The organism is Agarivorans sp. (assembly GCF_050295395.1).
Taxonomy (GTDB): domain Bacteria; phylum Pseudomonadota; class Gammaproteobacteria; order Enterobacterales; family Celerinatantimonadaceae; genus Agarivorans.
The window spans coordinates 1-18,333 of record NZ_JBNKPP010000292.1 but is presented as its reverse complement, the minus strand read 5'-3'; the positions used below and the strand labels follow the sequence as shown (position 1 = coordinate 18,333).

The 18,333-nt window shown below is 45.2% G+C and carries 12 protein-coding genes and 1 tRNA gene; 10 read left to right on the top strand and 3 right to left on the bottom strand.

All coding sequences use genetic code 11. The annotated features are described in order from the left end of the window. The 3 genes from lolA (at position 1) to serS (ending at position 3,399) form a co-directional block, all read left to right on the top strand. Complete coding sequence (gene lolA, locus ACQY6Q_RS17310; protein ID WP_427983362.1) at positions 1 to 609, top strand: outer membrane lipoprotein chaperone LolA; 609 nt, start codon at positions 1 to 3, stop codon at positions 607 to 609. Then, complete coding sequence (locus ACQY6Q_RS17305; protein WP_427983360.1) at positions 609 to 1,925, top strand: replication-associated recombination protein A; 1,317 nt, start codon at positions 609 to 611, stop codon at positions 1,923 to 1,925. The genes lolA and ACQY6Q_RS17305 overlap by 1 nt, the downstream gene beginning before the upstream one ends. Positions 1,926 to 2,109: 184 nt before the next feature. Next, entirely contained in the window at positions 2,110 to 3,399 is a 1,290-nt protein-coding gene (serS, locus tag ACQY6Q_RS17300; protein WP_427983358.1) for a serine--tRNA ligase, read from the top strand. A gap of 63 nt (positions 3,400 to 3,462) precedes the next feature. Here the strand turns inward: serS and ACQY6Q_RS17295 are convergent, their stop codons facing one another. The 3 genes from ACQY6Q_RS17295 to ACQY6Q_RS17285 are packed head-to-tail and all read right to left on the bottom strand — an operon-like array spanning position 3,463 to position 6,619. Further along, on the bottom strand, positions 3,463 to 3,792 hold the full coding sequence (locus ACQY6Q_RS17295) for a TusE/DsrC/DsvC family sulfur relay protein (RefSeq protein ID WP_427983356.1): 330 nt from the start codon (positions 3,790 to 3,792) through the stop codon (positions 3,463 to 3,465). Between the two features lie 36 nt (positions 3,793 to 3,828). Continuing rightward, on the bottom strand, positions 3,829 to 5,898 hold the full coding sequence (locus ACQY6Q_RS17290; protein ID WP_427983354.1) for an FUSC family membrane protein: 2,070 nt from the start codon (positions 5,896 to 5,898) through the stop codon (positions 3,829 to 3,831). 55 nt (positions 5,899 to 5,953) lie between these two features. Then, complete coding sequence (locus ACQY6Q_RS17285) at positions 5,954 to 6,619, bottom strand: Bax inhibitor-1/YccA family protein (RefSeq protein WP_427983353.1); 666 nt, start codon at positions 6,617 to 6,619, stop codon at positions 5,954 to 5,956. Between the two features lie 302 nt (positions 6,620 to 6,921). Between ACQY6Q_RS17285 and ACQY6Q_RS17280 the strand changes: the two genes are divergently transcribed. From ACQY6Q_RS17280 to pgsA, 7 genes are all read left to right on the top strand, one after another. Beyond that, positions 6,922 to 7,842, top strand: a complete 921-nt coding sequence (locus ACQY6Q_RS17280; RefSeq protein WP_427983351.1) for a manganese-dependent inorganic pyrophosphatase — start codon at positions 6,922 to 6,924, stop codon at positions 7,840 to 7,842. A 582-nt stretch (positions 7,843 to 8,424) separates the two neighbouring features. Next, entirely contained in the window at positions 8,425 to 13,071 is a 4,647-nt protein-coding gene (gene gltB, locus ACQY6Q_RS17275; RefSeq protein WP_427983350.1) for a glutamate synthase large subunit, read from the top strand. Positions 13,072 to 13,080: 9 nt separating this feature from the next. After that, positions 13,081 to 14,571, top strand: coding sequence for a glutamate synthase subunit beta (locus tag ACQY6Q_RS17270; protein WP_427983349.1), 1,491 nt, complete (start codon positions 13,081 to 13,083; stop codon positions 14,569 to 14,571). A gap of 147 nt (positions 14,572 to 14,718) precedes the next feature. Then, positions 14,719 to 14,809 (top strand) — tRNA-Ser (locus tag ACQY6Q_RS17265). Between the two features lie 241 nt (positions 14,810 to 15,050). Beyond that, on the top strand, positions 15,051 to 15,695 hold the full coding sequence (gene uvrY, locus ACQY6Q_RS17260) for a UvrY/SirA/GacA family response regulator transcription factor (protein ID WP_055731821.1): 645 nt from the start codon (positions 15,051 to 15,053) through the stop codon (positions 15,693 to 15,695). A 2-nt stretch (positions 15,696 to 15,697) separates the two neighbouring features. Next, complete coding sequence (uvrC, locus tag ACQY6Q_RS17255) at positions 15,698 to 17,530, top strand: excinuclease ABC subunit UvrC (RefSeq protein ID WP_427983347.1); 1,833 nt, start codon at positions 15,698 to 15,700, stop codon at positions 17,528 to 17,530. Positions 17,531 to 17,573: 43 nt separating this feature from the next. Continuing rightward, positions 17,574 to 18,128 carry a CDP-diacylglycerol--glycerol-3-phosphate 3-phosphatidyltransferase gene (pgsA, locus tag ACQY6Q_RS17250; protein WP_427983408.1) on the top strand — a complete coding sequence of 185 codons (555 nt, stop codon included), beginning with the start codon at positions 17,574 to 17,576 and terminating at the stop codon, positions 18,126 to 18,128. The last annotated feature ends 205 nt before the right edge of the window (positions 18,129 to 18,333 follow it).

Here is an 18,333-nt window from a genome sequence, read left to right as displayed (position 1 = left end):
ATGAAGACATTATTGAGTATCAGTTTTTCTCTGTTGTTAGCTACCCAGGCCTTAGCCAGCGAACAAGCGGCTCTTGAGTTACAACAACATTTATCCCAGCTACAGGGTTTTCAGGCTCAGTTTGAGCAAACCGTGATCGACGCCGATGGTATCGAAATCCATCAAGCTGAAGGCAAGTTAAGCTTGGCTCGTCCCGCTAAGTTAAACTGGCAGCAGGTAGCTCCTGAGCAAGATATGATAGTGTCTGATGGTGAAACTATTTGGTATTACAGCCCCTTCGTAGAGCAAGTAACCATTATGGATGCCAGTGAAGCTATTAATCAGTCGCCCTTCATTTTACTTGCCGATAACCGTAGTGAAAGCTGGCAAAATTACCAAGTTGAGAAACATCAGCAAGGTTATTTGGTCAGTTCCAAGCTTGATCCAATGCAAGCGGCATTTTGGGTTAAGCTGAACCAAGATAACTCGATTGCCCGTTTCGATATCATAGAAAGCACCGGTCAACGCAGTCAATTTACCCTTGAGGGCTTTAAAGTTAATCCTACTTTCGATCCTAAGTTGTTCCACTTTGATATCCCCGCGAACACGATGATTGACGATCAGCGCTAATGAGTTTCGAGTTAGACTTTTCGGCAGACTTTCGTCCTTTGGCGGCCCGAATGCGGCCGCAAACGCTGGCCCACTATGTGGGGCAACAGCATATATTGGCCGAAGACAAACCCTTGTATAAGGCGGTTGCTTCGGGGCAACTGCACTCTATGATTTTATGGGGGCCACCGGGTACCGGTAAAACCACTATCGCTGAGTTGGCTGCCTATTATGCAGATGCTGAGGTTGAAAAGATTTCTGCCGTTACCGGCGGGATTAAAGACGTGCGGGCCGCTATTGAGCGGGCTCAGCAGAATCAGCAGGTAAATCGCAGAACCATCTTGTTTGTCGACGAAGTACATCGTTTTAATAAAAGCCAGCAGGATGCCTTTCTTCCCTATGTTGAAAATGGCACGGTGATCTTTATTGGGGCGACCACCGAAAACCCATCGTTTGAATTAAATAACGCCTTACTTTCGCGAGCCAAAGTCTATGTGCTGAAAGCGTTAAATCAGCACGACATACTGCAATTGTTGCAACGTGCGCTAAGTGAGGACGCCATACTCAGCCAACAAGTTATTCAAATAGAGGCTGGAGTGTTGGAAGCTTTGGCTAAGTTAGTCAGCGGTGATGCCCGCCGGTCTCTTAATTTACTCGAGATGATGTGTGAGTTGGCAGAACAAGGCCCTTCAGGCAAGCTGCTAAATTTTGATTTATTAGCGCAAGCTGCTGGGGAACGTTATAGCCATATAGATAAAGGCGGCGACCAGTTTTATGACTTGTTGTCAGCCTTACATAAATCAATACGCGGCTCTTCCCCTGATGGCGCTTTGTATTGGTATAGTCGCATCTTAGAAGCCAGTGGCGATCCGCTTTCGGTAGCGCGGCGCTGTTTGGCGATAGCCTCGGAAGACGTGGGTAATGCTGACCCCCGAGCCATGCAGATTGCGGTAAGCGCTTGGGATTGTTTTACCCGTGTCGGCGCAGCAGAGGGCGAACGGGCGATTGCTCAAGCGGTAGTGTACTTAGCCTGCGCACCGAAGAGTAATGCCGTATATAGCGCATTTAAAGCGGCGCGCGAGGCCGCTAAACAATACGGAGACGCCGAGGTGCCAGTGCATTTGCGCAATGCACCAACCCAGTTGATGGCTGAATTAGGCTACGGCGCAGATTATCGTTACTCTCACGATGAACCGAATGCCTATTCGGCTGGGCAGCAATATCTGCCAGATGTATTACAAGGGCAGCAATTTTATTATCCGCACGAGCGCGGCTTAGAAAAGCAAATCGCGGAAAAGCTACGCTACTTGAAGCAGCTTGATCAACAAGCAAAATAGTACCCGCTCAGACAAATATCGGTGAATATTCACTAAGTTGCCGAAAGGCCGATTGTGTCTGCTTAGAGTTGCTTTATAATGAACGCTTCGCAAAGTAAGCATGTTGACTGCCTAATCAGTTGCTCTTCTGACATCGTAGGCAAGTTCACAAATTATCAAATTGAATTGGAAAATAGGTTATTGAATGTTAGACGCTAATTTATTGCGCGGCGAAATCGACAGCACCGCTGAGCGCTTAAAGACTCGTGGATTTGAACTTGATGTGGCTCGCTTGAACGAACTAGAAAGTCGTCGAAAGGAACTACAAGTTCGTACCCAAGAACTACAAAATGAGCGCAATGCCCGTTCCAAGTCAATTGGTCAAGCAAAGGGGCGTGGCGAAGACATCGCGCCACTGCTAGCTGAAGTGGGCCAGCTCGGCGATAAGCTTGATGCGGCTAAAAACGAATTAAATGATGTGTTAGAAGAGATAAAAGCCTACGCACTTACGGTGCCTAATCTGCCTCATCCTAGTGTTCCTGTCGGCAAAGACGAAGCTGAAAACGTTGAACTGCATACCTGGGGACAAATTCCTGAGTTTGATTTTGCAGTGAAAGACCACGTTGATGTGGGCAGCGATTTGGCCGGATTAGATTTTGCCAACGCGGTAAAAATCAGTGGCTCTCGCTTCATTGTGATGAAAGGCAAAATTGCTAAGCTGCACCGTGCCATTGCCCAATTCATGTTGGATACCCATACCGAAGAGCATGGTTACCAAGAGATGTATGTACCGTATTTGGTTAATGCCGATTCTCTATATGGCACAGGGCAACTGCCAAAGTTTGGTAAAGATTTATTTCATACTCAGCCTGCGACCGAAGAAGGTATTGGTATGAGCTTGATCCCCACCGCCGAGGTGCCTCTAACTAACATGTTACGTGACACTATTGTCGATGAAACAGAGTTACCAATTAGAATGACTGCGCATACGCCTTGTTTTCGCAGTGAAGCTGGCTCTTACGGGCGTGATACCCGTGGATTGATTCGCCAACACCAATTCCACAAAGTAGAAATGGTGCAGCTGGTTCATCCTGATAAGTCTTACGAGACTTTAGAAGAAATGCGCCAACATGCGGAAAACATTTTGCAAAAATTGAAGCTTCCTTACCGCGTAGTGACTCTGTGTACTGGTGACATGGGCTTTGGTGCTACTAAGACTTATGATTTGGAAGTGTGGGTACCTGCGCAAAATACTTACCGTGAAATTTCTTCAGTATCAAACTGTGAAGACTTCCAAACACGTCGTATGCAAGCTCGTTTTCGTCCAAATGGTGCGAAGAAGCCTGAACTACTGCATTCATTAAACGGTTCTGGCTTAGCGGTAGGCCGTACTTTGGTAGCAATTTTGGAAAACTACCAAAATGCCGATGGCAGTATTACCATTCCTGAGGCATTACAAGCTTATATGGGTGGCGCAGAGACTATTTCCGCCTAAGCGTTTTAGGCAAACCAAAAAGCGCCTAGAGGGCGCTTTTTTATTGCTTGTGACCAACTATATTTAGATACATTTTACCGGCTTGGGCAGGCCGGCTATTTTTGTTGCCTGTTTTGCTGGCCCTTCAGGAAATAGCTTGTAGAGGTAGCGGCTATTACCTTTTTCTGGTCCAAATTTTTTAGCCATGGCTTTCACTAGTGCGCGCATAGCCGGTGAGGTATTAAATTCTAGGTAAAATGTGCGAACAAAGCGCACAACTTCCCAATGCGCGTCACTCATGTCAATTTGCTCTTGCTGAGCTATGTGTTCGGCTAGGGCTTCAGACCAGCTATCTAGTTCTAATAGATAGCCATTTTTATCGGTGGCATATTGTTGGCCGTTAAATTCAATCATGGTTTTTGTATTACCTTAAAACGGATTCTTGCGTTATTACCATTTGCCGTTTAATAGCAGCTGGCGAATGTTCTTTAAGTCTTTGCCAATTAATTGTAGTTGGTAAGCAATCAGCAGCTCGCTACCCACTAGTTGAGGCAATAGTTGGTTGATGCTTCGGCTATAATCGTCGAAGTCTCGGCTTAGCTGTGGGCGTTGGTTGTTCTTCAGTAATAGGTAGTCATGCATTACTTGCAGCTCATTCTGAATTAGCTGTCCGAGGTTTGCCAAGCTTTGTTCGGCCTGTTTAGACTGTAACTGGGTTCGATGAGTGGATAGAGCTGATAGGTGCGAAAGTAAGTGATGACTTAAGCCTACTAATTGATATAAGTCGGGAGAGAGGCGTTGCTTGTCACTGGGTTCGGCTAGCATGTATTGCCAGTGGCGAACCAATTCGGCTTCACTTTGATAGGCATGGTAGCGACTTAAGCGAAACGCTGTTGTTTCTTCGATTTGGCCGTTGAAATACTGCTCAAAAATAGCCGTTTGATAGTTGGTGATGTTGGCAAATAGTTGACTAATAATGTTGCGGCTCTGTTTGTGTTGCCAGTCTGGCCATAAATAGCGCATGGCTAGCATGGCCATTAATGCGCCTAGTAAAGTGACAATGATTCGAACTAATAGCGCTTCATGGGCCGGGAAGCCTTGCAGATCTAGGGATATCGAAACAAACACCGTAATAAAGGCAACCGATATCGCGTAGTTGAAATGAAAGAACAAGAAAAACACCAACACTAAGCCGGGGATCATGATCACTTGCAAAAGGTTAGGCAGCTGAAAGTAACTCACGGCGGCAGCTAAGGCTACACCAACAATGGTGCCATAAACGCGTTTGTCCACTCGCTTCTTGGTATCGTGATAATTGGGTTTAACTACCAGTAAGCAGCTTAGCATTAGCCAATAAGCATGCTCGTCACCAGAAAGTTGAATTAAACCATAGGCCGCTAGCATCAAGGTCGCCATTCTTAAGGCATGGCGATTTACGCTATGAGAAAAGTCGAGCGCTTGAGAGAGATACTGCTTTAAAGAAATATGCTTAAACGGTGAAAAGCGCTGCTCTGGTTCCGGGAACCGCTGCTCGTGAAAGCATAAGGCTATCACCTTTTTAAGGTTTTTTAGCATATAAGCAAAACGAGGCGGCATGTCTTTCATGCTGGAGCGGGCTTGTTCTATATTGTCCACTGCGGCAATTAGCTCTTGCTCAAGGCTAGGGTCTACATTTTTAGCACCCATTACTCGGGCTATTTTTACTAGCACAGCGCGGGTGTCGGCCAATATTGCCCGCGGCAGTACTCTATGTAGACGCTGATAATCAATATGCGAAGAACTTAAGCGTTCATGGAGCAACTGCGCCTTGAAAAAACGGTCCATTTGAATTGAACCCACCTGCTGTTTATTACGCTGCTGATGCACGTAAAGGGCATGCCGTATTACACCGAGTTGCTCTGCTATGTCGGCGCTTTGCGCGGTAAGTTTGACTTGAATGTCGGTTATATTAGCCTCGCGTTGAAACAGGCGAGTCTTCGTTAACTGATAAAGACTGATTTGACGAAATACTTGGTCGAGTTGTTTGTCTAGCCATCCGGTGGGGTGTAATTCATATACGACGATTGATAGCAGGGCATAACTCAAGGCTCCAATAACTAGCCATAACGGCTGTACCCACGGGTTGTCGTAGGTACTGTAACCGAGCATGGTATAAATGGCGATGATGAGTGAGCACAGCGAAATAGAACCGTATTTTTGCCCTAATACTGGCATTCGCATGAATAAGTAGGTGGAGCTAAATAAGCCAATCGCAAATAGCCATGGCCAAGGAAACAACAAGGTGACCGATAATGTGGCTAAGGAAAAGCTGCCCGCCATCAGTAAAATGCTTTGGCGGCGATGTTGATAGAAGTCTGGGCTGTCGGCCAAGCCCGCTGCCACTACGCCTAGTGTAGCGGTTAAAGCGATGTTAAGGTCGAAAATTAAACCAAGGCAAAGTATTGCTACAGCTAAGCCTGCGGCCTTAACTGCTATCGTCCAATTTAATTTTGTATAATCAAAGTGTTGTATTAATGCCATAAATGAAAACGCCCTGCTAAAAACAGGGCGTATTTTTACTTATTACCACTGTGGCCTAATCATCGTTTAAAAAGCCAAGAATGTGTAGCAGAGATACAAAAATATTAAACACATCAAGGTAAAGGCGAATGGTAGCGCTGATGTAGTTGGTTTCACGACCATTAATAATGTCGCTGGTATCGTAAAGAATGTAACCAGAGAAAATTAATACTGAAACACAGCTAATCATTAAATGAGCCATCGGTGCTTGGAAGAACAAGTTCAACACACTGGCTGCAATAAGAACGATTAGACCAGCAAACAAGAAGCCGCCCATGAAAGAAAAGTCTTTCTTAGTGGTTAGTACATACCCAGATAGGCCAAAGAATACTAAGCCTGTCATGCCCAAGGCTTGCATTACAATGGCGCCGCCTTGCGGGAATTGCAGATAATGGCTTAATAGTGGGCCCAAGGAGCCGCCCATTAGACTGGTGAATACGAAGGTCCAAACGATACCCATCGAAGAGTTAATCGCTTTGGGGAGGACGAAGAATACGATGATCATCGAGGCAACCATCATGCCAATAGATGCCATTTGGCCAATGCCGCTGACTACGGCTAAGAAGGCGGCGATCGCACTGGTAAACAAGGTCATCGATAATAGGGCGTAGGTATTACGTAGTACCTTGTTGGTTTCCAGCTTCGATGCAGCGCTATAGTTTATCGTGCTAGGTTGATTCATGTTATCACTCCGTTTTGACTGAGTTAGTTCGTTCGTTTTTAATAAACGAAATTCTAGTATAACGAGTTTTGGGCCAAATAAAATCAAATTAACCTGTGAGTCATTGTTATAAATTCATCATTTTGGCGATGCTTGGGCTTAGACAAGGGGATGGGCGTTACTACATCTAATTGCAGAAATGGCGGATTAATTTGTAGCTAAGTAAAAGGGAATGTTGCACTCGCTTTAACATAGCCCTATGATCGGAGCAATACAGGGGCCAGGCTCCATTACTATTAACGATTAAGTGAGACGGATAACAGATGTTAGTTTTAGGACACACTAATCCAGACTGCGATAGTATTGCTGGTGCAATATCATTAGCAGAGTTGTTAACCAAGCAAGGTACTCCGGCAACCGCTGTGGCTCAGGGTGAACCTAACCCTGAAGCTCAATTCTTGTTGGATAAAATTGGCTTCAGCGCACCAGAAATCCACACCGAGATTGCGGGTGAAGACGTATGGTTAATTGACTACTCTGACTGGGGACAAGCGCCTAAAGACGCAAAGAAAGCCAACATTCGCGGGATTGTTGACCATCATAAATTGGGCGATATAACTACCGCCGAGCCTTTAGAGTGCTGGATCCGCCCAGTTGGCTGCAGTTGCACCATTGTATACAGCATGTATAAAGCGGCTAATATCACGCCAAGCAAAGAAGCGGCGACCTTAATGTTGGGTGCTATTTTGAGTGATACTGTGAAGTTTAACTCGCCGACTTTTACCCCAGTGGATCGCGAAACAGCTGAAGCTTTGGCTGTAATTGCAGGCGTAGAAGATATCGAAGCCTTTGCTGATGAACAGTTTGCTGCTAAGTCTAATGTAGACGCTGTGCCAGCTGAAGAATTGGTGCTTCGAGATCAAAAAGTGTATGAGATTAACGGTAAACAATTCGCTATCGCTCAGCTAGAGTTAACTTCTGTTAAACCGGTGCTCGCGCGTTTAGATGAATTGGAGCAAGCGCTACAAACCTTAAAGCAAGCCAATAACTACCACACGGCTTTGGTACTGTTGACCGATATTACTACGCTGAATTCTACCGGTCTTATTTGCAGTGATGAAGCAGAATTGGTGGCCAAAACCTTAGGCGGAACCATCGAAGGTTCGATTATCGACTTGCCTGGTGTGGTTAGCCGTAAAAAGCAAGTTATGCCACCGTTACAGCGCGAGTTTGATGTTGCATAAAGCACAGTCACGTTGCCTGTGAAATAAGCCAGCTTTTCTGCTGGCTTTTTAATGCGCGTTTGATGAGCTTGTTCAAAAAAATCGAGCAGTTTTAGTAAAAAGATAAAGATAGCGGCCGAGCTGTCAGTTAGGCATTCGATAGATGCAACTGCAAGATAAGCTTTTCATTAACAATAAATGCTATTTTGGTTTACAAATTACGTTATTTTATTACTTGCTTAGACGTAAACGTAGTTTTGAATAATTTTTTAGTGGTTTTTTCTGCATAAATAAACAGAAAAAGCGCCTTTTTTTAAGCTCTTAGCGGCTAATGTAAAAAAAAATCGTGTTTAATTTCAAGTCAAGTCTGAAATTCCCATTATATCTGTGGTAGCATTTCTTTTACTTTCGTGACGAATGGACTAGCTCCTGCGTTATTGAATGCTGTAGTTTTGGAGGTTTAAAGGATAATTATCTGAAAATGGTGATTGTTCACACATCATCTCTAGATGGTGGGGCTCCTCTTTAAATGAAAATACTATTGATGTCTAAGGTCCTGTCGGTCTGAATAACATTAATATAGCAGTAAATAGGAATTACTGGATGACAAACATAACTCAACACAATAAGAGCCTTTATAGGCCTGAATTCGAACACGATAGCTGTGGCATCGGATTCGTTGCCCATTTAAAAGGGCGTAAAAGTCATGATGTGATCGAAAACGCATTGACCATGCTTACCTGCATGGAGCATCGTGGTGGTACTGGTTGTGACGTCGATAGTGGAGACGGCGCAGGTATTCTCATTCAGCTTCCTCATGAGTTTTTTAACGAAGAAGTAACAAAGCTAGGTTTTAGTTTACCTAAACCTGGAGAGTATGGTGTGGGGATGGTTTACTTCCCAGCCAACGAAGCTATTCGTCGCGAATGCCGCGAAATATTAAATCGAAACATCAAAAAGCTGGGTTTAACGCTGTTAGGTTACCGTATCGTACCTAAAGACAACTCTAGCCTTGGTCAAGCCTCGCTTGACAACGAGCCGCAAATTGAACAGGTGTTCATTGCTCGACCAGCCGATCTTGAGCAGCAAGTGTTTGAGCGTAAGCTATTTGTGTTACGTAAGTACACTTTGCACATTGCTGATGCAACAGTGAGTGGAGTTGATGAAGACTTTTACATGGCGTCGATGTCGTCGCGTACCATAGTATATAAAGGTCAGTTAACCACCGCCCAAGTTCGCAAGTACTATTTAGATCTTCAAGATCCTCGTGTGGTCTCTGCTATTGCAATGTTCCACTCACGGTTCTCAACCAATACCTTCCCTGCATGGCGTTTGGCCCAACCTTTCCGTTACATCGCCCACAACGGTGAAATTAACACGGTTAAGGGTAACGTAAACTGGATGCGCGCACGTGAATCATTATTAGCGAGCGTTAATTTCAGTAAAGAAGAACTGGATATGATTAATCCAGTGTGTGATATCACACGTTCTGACTCGGCCAACCTAGATATGTGTGTTGAGCTGTTGGTGCTAAGTGGTCGTCCTCTAGAACAAGTGATGATGATGGTGGTGCCAGAAGCATGGCAAACTCAAGATGACATGGATCCGGTAAAACGTGCTTTCTATGAATATTATTCTTGCATCATGGAGCCTTGGGATGGTCCGGCCTCTATTTCTTTCACTGACGGTAAAGTCATTGGCGCAACCCTTGACCGTAACGGCCTGCGTCCATCTCGTTACCTAGTGACCGATGATGGTTTGGTTGTAATGGGCTCAGAAACGGGCGCGTTAGTGGTAGACCAATCTAAAGTGGTACAAAAAGGTCGCTTACAACCTGGCAAGATTTTCATTGCAGATCTAGAACAAGGCCGCATCGTGGCCGATGACGAAGTAAAACATTCAGTTTGTTCTGCGCAGCCTTACGGCAAATGGGTAGAAGAAAACAAGATTGTGCTTGATGACCTGCCATTACCAGCGGGCTACGACCGTTTTGCTACTCAGCACAGCTTAGAAAAACGTCAAAAGGCTTTTGGTTATAGCCAAGAAGATATTAACGCTGTATTAAAACCAATGGTGAGCACAGCTAAAGAACCATTGGGGGCAATGGGTACTGATACTCCGCTAGCTATTTTGTCGGATAAAAACCCACATCTGTCTCATTACTTCAAGCAATTATTTGCCCAGGTAACTAACCCGCCGATTGACCCGATCCGTGAAGAAATGGTGATGTCGTTGCGTACTTATGTGGGGGCAGACCTCAACTTATTGGAAGAAACTCCGCTGCATTGCCGCAAAGTTGAGATTAAACAACCGGTTTTAACTAACGAACAATTAGCTAAACTGCGTAGCATTGACCACAACCACTTCCAAGCTGCGACCATTCATACTACTTTCCATGCATCTGGCGAGGAAAATGAGTTAGAGCGTGCGATTGAGCGTATCTGTCGCCATGCTAAAGATGCGGTAGATGATGGTTTCTCTATTCTAATCTTGAGTGACCGTAAAGTAGATAGCGACCACGCGGCAGTACCTTCGGTATTAGCTACAGCGGCGGTACACCACTACTTAATTCGTGAAGGTATTCGCGCTCACGCTGACCTTATCGTTGAGTCTGGTGACGTTCGTGAAACGCATCACTTCGCAACTGTACTCGGTTATGGTGCCGCTGCGGTTAACCCATACTTGGCAATCGAAACGCTATTAGACATGCGTGACCAAGCCATTATTGAAAGCAGCTTAAGCAATGACGCTGTTATTGAACGCTATACCAAAGCGGTTAATGGCGGTCTGCTTAAGATTTTCTCTAAGATGGGCATTTCAACCCTTCAGTCTTATCAAGGTGCACAAATCTTTGAAGCCTTAGGGATTAACTCTGATGTGGTACAAAAATACTTCACCGGCACAGTAAGCCGTATTGAAGGTATTGGACTAAACGGCATCGCTAAAGAGGCCTTGAACCGCCATCGCGAAGGTTTCCCAGCCGACGATAATCCGTTTAATGATTTAATTCTTAAAACTGGTGGTGAGTACGCTTGGCGTAAAGATGGTGAGCGCCATTTGTTTAACCCAACGACTATTCGTTTGTTGCAAAATGCTTCATCAACTAACGACTATAAAGTCTTTAAAGAATATGCTGCTAGCGTTGATAACCAAGCAAAAGAGGCCTACACCTTACGTGGTTTGCTGAAGTTCAAATCTGTTCGACCAAGCGTTCCTCTTGACGAAGTGGAATCGGCGGAAACCATCCTTAAACGTTTCGCAACCGGCGCCATGAGCTTTGGCTCTATTTCTTGGGAAGCCCATACTACGCTAGCTATCGCTATGAACCGTATCGGTGGTAAGAGTAACTCTGGTGAGGGCGGTGAAGATCCGATTCGCTTCAAGCCTTTGGAAAATGGCGACTCAATGATCTCTAAGATCAAGCAGGTTGCTTCTGGTCGCTTCGGTGTTACCAGCCACTACCTAGCCAATGCTGAAGAACTGCAGATCAAAATGGCGCAAGGGGCGAAGCCTGGTGAAGGTGGTCAGCTACCTGGTGATAAAGTCGATGCGTGGATTGGTAAAACCCGTGGTTCTACACCGGGTGTAGGTTTGATTTCACCTCCGCCTCACCACGATATCTACTCAATTGAAGATTTGGCTCAGCTTATCTACGATTTGAAGAACGCCAACCGTGATGCACGGATTAACGTGAAGTTAGTGTCTGAAGCGGGTGTAGGTACAATTGCTTCAGGTGTTTGTAAAGGTTATGCCGACGTTGTGCTTATTGCTGGCTACGACGGTGGTACCGGAGCATCACCGCTTAGCTCAATTAAACACGCGGGCTTGCCCTGGGAGTTAGGTTTGGCGGAAACTCACCAAACGCTGATTCAAAACAAATTACGTAGCCGTATTACCGTTCAAGCCGATGGCCAGTTGAAAACGCCTCGTGACTTAGCGGTTGCCACCTTACTGGGTGCAGAGGAGTGGGGCGTAGCCACTGCAGCGCTAGTGGTAGAAGGTTGTACCATGATGCGTAAGTGTCACTTGAACACCTGTCCTGTGGGTATTGCTACTCAAGACCGTCGTTTACGTGAGCGTTATGCTGGTCAGGTTGATCACGTGGTGAACTTCTTCAAGATGATGGTTGAAGGTTTACGTGAAATTATGGCTGAGTTGGGTTTCCGTACTATCAACGAGATGGTGGGTCAAAGCCAATGCTTGACGCCGCGCGAAGATATTGATCATTGGAAATACCAAGGTGTTGATTTATCGCCAATCCTGTACAAAGCAGAAGACAACGGCAATGAAACCCTCTACTGTAGCCAAGAGCAAAAACACCTGATTCATGACATCGTTGACCGTCAGCTAATTAAGGATGCCGCGCAGGCTTTAGAAAAAGGTGAAGCAGTATCTTTGAGCTCTGAAATTATCAATACCAACCGTAGTGTTGGTACCATGTTGTCTAATGAAATTTCTAAGCGTTACGGTGCCGAAGGCTTACCTGAAGACACTATTAAGGTTAAGTTCAATGGTAGTGCTGGACAAAGCTTTGGTACTTTTGCTGCTAAAGGTATTAAATTTGAGCTTGAAGGGGATGCTAACGATTACTTCGGTAAGGGTCTGTCAGGCGCTAAATTGATTGTTTATCCTGATCACAAAGCACCGTTTGAAGCACGTAACAACATTATCGTAGGTAACGTAGCCTTCTTTGGCGGTACTTCTGGTGAAGCCTATATTCGAGGCATCGCTGGTGAGCGCTTCTGTGTGCGCAACTCAGGTGTAACCGCGGTTGTTGAAGGTGTCGGTGACCACGGCTGTGAATACATGACCGGCGGTAAAGCGGTTATTCTTGGTGAAACAGGTCGTAACTTCGCTGCCGGTATGTCTGGTGGTGTGGCTTACGTACTGGACCGTAATCAACTATTCGCTAAACGTTGCAACATGGAAATGGTGAAGTTAGGTGGCGTGGAAGACGCGGCTGAAGCGGCCGAACTAAAAGCGCTAATCGAGAAGCACCTAGAGTACACTGGCTCAGATGTGGCTAAAGAATTACTCGAAGATTGGGACAAAGCGCTAGGATTGTTTGTTCGTGTTATGCCAACCGACTACGAGCGTATGCAGAACTACATGAAAGAGGCTAAAGCTACCGGTGAATATGAAACGGATTACGATGTAGCCGTAGCTGCATTTGATATGCACCTAGATAAAGTAGCGCAAGCGAAAAAAGCCCAAGCAGAACAAGCCAAACAAAAAGCTGAAGTGGTTTAGGAGAGAGACATGGCAAATCCAACAGGATTTTTGGAAATAGACAGGAAGCTATCAACAGACCGCGACCCAGCAGAGCGTTTGATTGACTGGTTAGAAGTAAAAACGCCGATGAGCGAACAAGCGGTTAAAGACCAAGCTTCTCGTTGTATGGATTGTGGTATTCCATTTTGTCACTCAGGTGACTCAGCCTACGCGCCTCGCGTAGCGGGTTGTCCTGTGAATAACTTGATCCCAGAATGGAATGACTTGGTATACCGTGGTCGTTGGAAAGACGCGATTGAGCGTTTGCACAAAACCAATAACTTCCCAGAGTTTACTGGACGTGTATGTCCTGCGCCTTGTGAAGATTCATGTGTTCTGGGCATTAACGCTCCACCGGTGACGATTAAGAGCCAAGAAGTTAATATTATCGAGCGTGCGTTTAAAGAAGGTTGGGTTAAACCCAACCCACCTAAACTGCGCACCGGTAAAACCGTGGCTATTATTGGTTCTGGCCCAGCCGGACTAGCAGCAGCGGCTCAGTTAAACTCAGCCGGCCATACAGTGACGGTATTTGAGCGTGCCGATCGGATTGGTGGTTTGTTGATGTATGGCATTCCCAATATGAAACTACAAAAAGAAATTGTAGAGCGTCGTATTGAGATAATGCGTCAAGAAGGCATTATCTTTAAGACTTCGGTTGAAGTGGGTAAAGATATTTCGGTTAATCGCCTACATGAAGATTTTGACGCCTTGTTGTTAGCCACAGGGGCGACGGTTCCGCGTGATCTACCCGTTGAGGGACGCGAGTTAAACGGTGTTCATTTTGCGATGGAGTTCTTGGGTAAAAATACCAAGAGCTTGTTAGATAGCAACTTGGAAGATGGCCGTTACATTAGCGCTAAAGATAAGCACGTAGTGGTTATTGGTGGTGGTGATACCGGCACTGACTGTGTGGGCACCGCTTTGCGCCATGGCTGTAAGCATGTAATGCAACTAGAGATTATGCCGCAGCCTCCAATGGAACGAGCGCAGGATAACCCATGGCCAGAATTTAAGCGTACGCTTAAACGCGATTACGGCCAAGATGAAGCGATTGCCATTCAAGGTGAAGACCCGCGCCGTTACTTGGTTATGACCCAAAAAATGGTGGGTGATGAGCAAGGCAACGTGACTGAAGTTCATACCACTAAGATCGAATGGATTAAAAACCCAAATGGGCAAATGGTGCCTCAGCCAATAAAAGGCAGCGAAGAAGTGATTAAAGCTGACCTCGTGTTATTGGCTATGGGCTTCATGGGGCCAGAAGCAGGTATTATTGATGAGCTTGGTGTAGAGAAGGATGCACGCTCTAATGCTAAAGCCGAATACGACGAATACGCGACCAATGTTAAAGGCGTATTTGCAGCTGGTGATGCTCGTCGTGGCCAAAGCTTGATTGTTTGGGCGATTAATGAAGGTCGTGGCGCCGCGCAAGCGGTAGACACTTTCTTAATGGGCAAAAGCTACTTACCTAAGTAAGTGCTTCTACTATAAAAAAACCGGCTTACGCCGGTTTTTTTATATCAAAGTGACTGGCTTTTAGGCAATTAAGCGTAATTTGTCAAAAACCTAAAAAAGACAGTTTACAAGTATTAAAATGCTAGGTAATATGCGCCCCGTTGCTGCGGAGGGGTGGCAGAGTGGTCGAATGCACCGGTCTTGAAAACCGGCAGGCGTTAATAGCGCCTCGAGAGTTCAAATCTCTCCTCCTCCGCCATATTCAAGAAAAACGCCAACCAATTAGGTTGGCGTTTTTTGTTTCTCGCCTGCTGTTTCTCTAGCATATTGCTAGTTTCTTAGTCGATCGATCAAGAATCTTTGGTACTAACTTAAACTTATACCGCTTAAGCCTTTAAATTATTATCTTGATGAGATATAACGTTGACAGCGTAGATCTATATGGTCTTGCTAGCTGCCTTATTCGCAGATTGATGTTTTTATAACAGCGGAGAAAATGCTTGATAAACGTATTTCTGGTTGACGATCATGAGCTAGTGCGTACAGGGATCCGTCGCATTTTAGAAGACGTTCGAGGATTTAAAGTTGTTGGTGAAGCTGAAAGCGGAGAAAAAGCCGTTCAGTGGTGTAGAAACAATCAGGCCAACGTTATCCTGATGGATATGAACATGCCAGGTATTGGTGGTTTAGAAGCCACTCGCAAAATCTTGCGTTATGATCCTGATGCAAAAATTATTGTCTTAACTATACATAGCGAAAACCCATTTCCGACTAAAGTCATGCAAGCCGGCGCCTGTGGTTATTTAACCAAGAGCGCAGGCCCGGACGAAATGCTACAGGCGATCCGTGCGGTCAATGTGGGTCAGCGTTACCTCTCTCCGGAAATTGCTCAACAAATGGCGCTCAGCCAATTTAGTCCTGCTGAGGATAATCCTTTTCAAAGTCTGTCTGAACGTGAATTACAAATCATGTTGATGATAACCAAAGGTGAGAAGGTGACAGACATCTCTGAGCAGTTAAACCTTAGTCCTAAAACGGTAAATTCCTATCGCTATCGCTTATTTAGCAAACTAGGCATTAGCGGTGACGTAGAACTGACTCACCTAGCGATACGCCACGGTATGATAGACAGTGATAAGTTGTAGTTTTGCAGCAACAGCCCGTCCCATTTGATAGTAAGGCTTTTCTTAGCCAAGTGACCGAAGCTAGCGGTGTTTATATGATGTATAACGCCGCTAAAGAAGTCATTTATGTTGGTAAAGCTAAATCTTTAAAAAAAAGACTCAGTAGTTACTTTCGTAAAAACGTCGATAGTAACAAAACGCGAGCCTTAGTTGCCAATATTGCCAATGTTGAAGTGACCGTAACGCATAGCGAAACGGAAGCATTGATTCTTGAACATAACTTGATCAAGAAATACCTGCCTAAATACAACGTATTACTAAGGGATGATAAATCTTATCCTTATATTCTAATCAGTAAGCATAAGCATCCGCGGATCTCCATGCATCGCGGGGCAAAGCGTAATCAAGGTGACTATTTTGGCCCTTATCCTAACGGTAATGCGGTAAGAGAAAGCCTGCATTTAATGCAAAAGTTGTTTCCAATTCGCCAATGCAGCGATAGTGAATATGCTAACCGACAGCGGCCCTGTTTACAGTATCAATTAAAGCGCTGTTCCGGGCCTTGCGTCAACTTGGTGAGTGATGAGGAATATCAACAACAGGTTGAATTAGCGACCTTGTTTTTAAAAGGTAAAAGTCAGCAGGTGATCAATCAGTTGGTCGAGAAAATGTCTGCGGCGAGTGACTCTTTAAATTTTGAAGCTGCTGCAGGATTTCGCGACCAGATTCAAGCCTTACGTAAAGTTCAAGAACAACAGTTTGTTAGCGGCAATACCGCGCACAGCGATGTGCTTGGCTTTGCTTTTCGTAACGGTATTGCGGTGATTCATTTATTGTTGATTCGAGACGGTCAAGTTTTAGGAAGCCGTTCATATTTTCCAAAAGTGCCAAAACAAGTCGATGCAGCAGAAATTCTGCGTAGTTTTGTGATGCAGTATTACTTGTCGGAACAACGAAAAGGTAATCAGCCTAATGAGGTGCTGCTACCTAACTTAGACGGCGATTGGGCGGCCATTGAGGCCGCTATTGAGAGTGAATTAGCCTGTAAAGTGACACTGCATATACCTAAGCGAGGAGAGAAAAGTCGGTTTGTTGCCTTGGCCAATACTAATGCCGAAAATGCCTTGTTAAGCAAGCTTAACCAAGAGGCAACTATTCATCACAGAGTGACCGAGCTAGAGGCCTTGCTCAAGCCTGAGCGGCCTATCAAACGGATGGAGTGTTTCGATATTAGTCATACCCAAGGGGAGCGAACCGTTGCTTCCTGTGTGGTATTTGACCGCAGTGGACCAAACAAAAGTGAGTACCGGCGCTTTAACATCGACGGTATAACCGGGGGAGATGATTATGCGGCCATGGCTCAAGCCTTAACCCGTCGATACCAAAAAGTACAACTAGTAGAAAAGATCCCCGATGTTTTGTTTATTGATGGTGGTAAAGGTCAGTTGGCGGCCGCGTTTGCCAGTATTGAACCGTTAAACTTAAATCCTATGCCGTTGTTAGTAGGGGTAGCAAAAGGGATAACACGTAAACCTGGCTTAGAGACCCTATTAATAGGTAAAGAAATGCGGCAGTTACACTTACCCGGTGATTCAGCGGCATTGCACTTAATTCAGCACATACGTGATGAAAGCCATCGCTTTGCTATTACCGGACATAGAAATCGTCGCGACAAGGCTAGAACAACTAGCGTGCTGGAAGACATAGATGGGGTAGGGGCGAAAAGGCGCCAGGCATTGTTGACCCACTTGGGGGGAATGCAGCAACTAAGAAGTGCTAGCGTTGACGAAATCAAGAAAGTACCTGGAATTAGCCCCTCATTAGCGCAAAAAATTTTTGATTCGTTGCATCACTAGCCAAGATTAGGCAACATAGCGGCAGTTGCTTTATAAATGAAAAATAATGATAAATATTCCAAATATACTAACCGCGTTTAGAATCGTATTAATTCCGTTTTTCTTGATCGCTTTTTACTTGCCCGTAGAGTGGGGAATGTCATGTGCCGCGCTGATTTTTGGTTTGGCCGCTGCCACCGATTATTTAGATGGTTACCTAGCTCGTCGACTTAAGCAAACCACACCCTTTGGCGCTTTTTTAGACCCAGTAGCAGATAAAGCCATGGTGGTTGCTGCGCTAGTTGTGTTAGTGGAACATTACCAGACTTTTTGGGTGACCATTCCTGCGGTGATTATGATATCTAGAGAGATTATTATTTCAGCGCTTCGAGAGTGGATGGCCGAACTGGGTAAACGTTCTAGTGTTGCGGTGTCATGGTTAGGAAAATATAAAACGGCTGCTCAGATGATAGCCATTATCGGTTTAACCGCACAGGTTTCTAGTGTGCTGACCGACTTCAGTTTCGTGATGTTTTATGTAGCGGCGGCATTAACCTTGTGGTCTATGGTGAGTTACTTAATCTTGGCTTGGCCAGAATTAAGCCAAAATGATAAATAAACAAGGGCTTTCGGCTAAAAATCAGGCGAACGGTAATAAACTTAGTAAAAGACAGTTGACGTAGGCATTTAGCTCGCTAAAATGCACAGCACATTCAGCAGCGCTTGTTCGCTGTCAATGTAAATAATTGAGCGGCACTAGCTCAGTGTGGACATAAAGAGTAGCGCAACCTTTAGGTAAAGCGAACACATACTAAATAGTGATA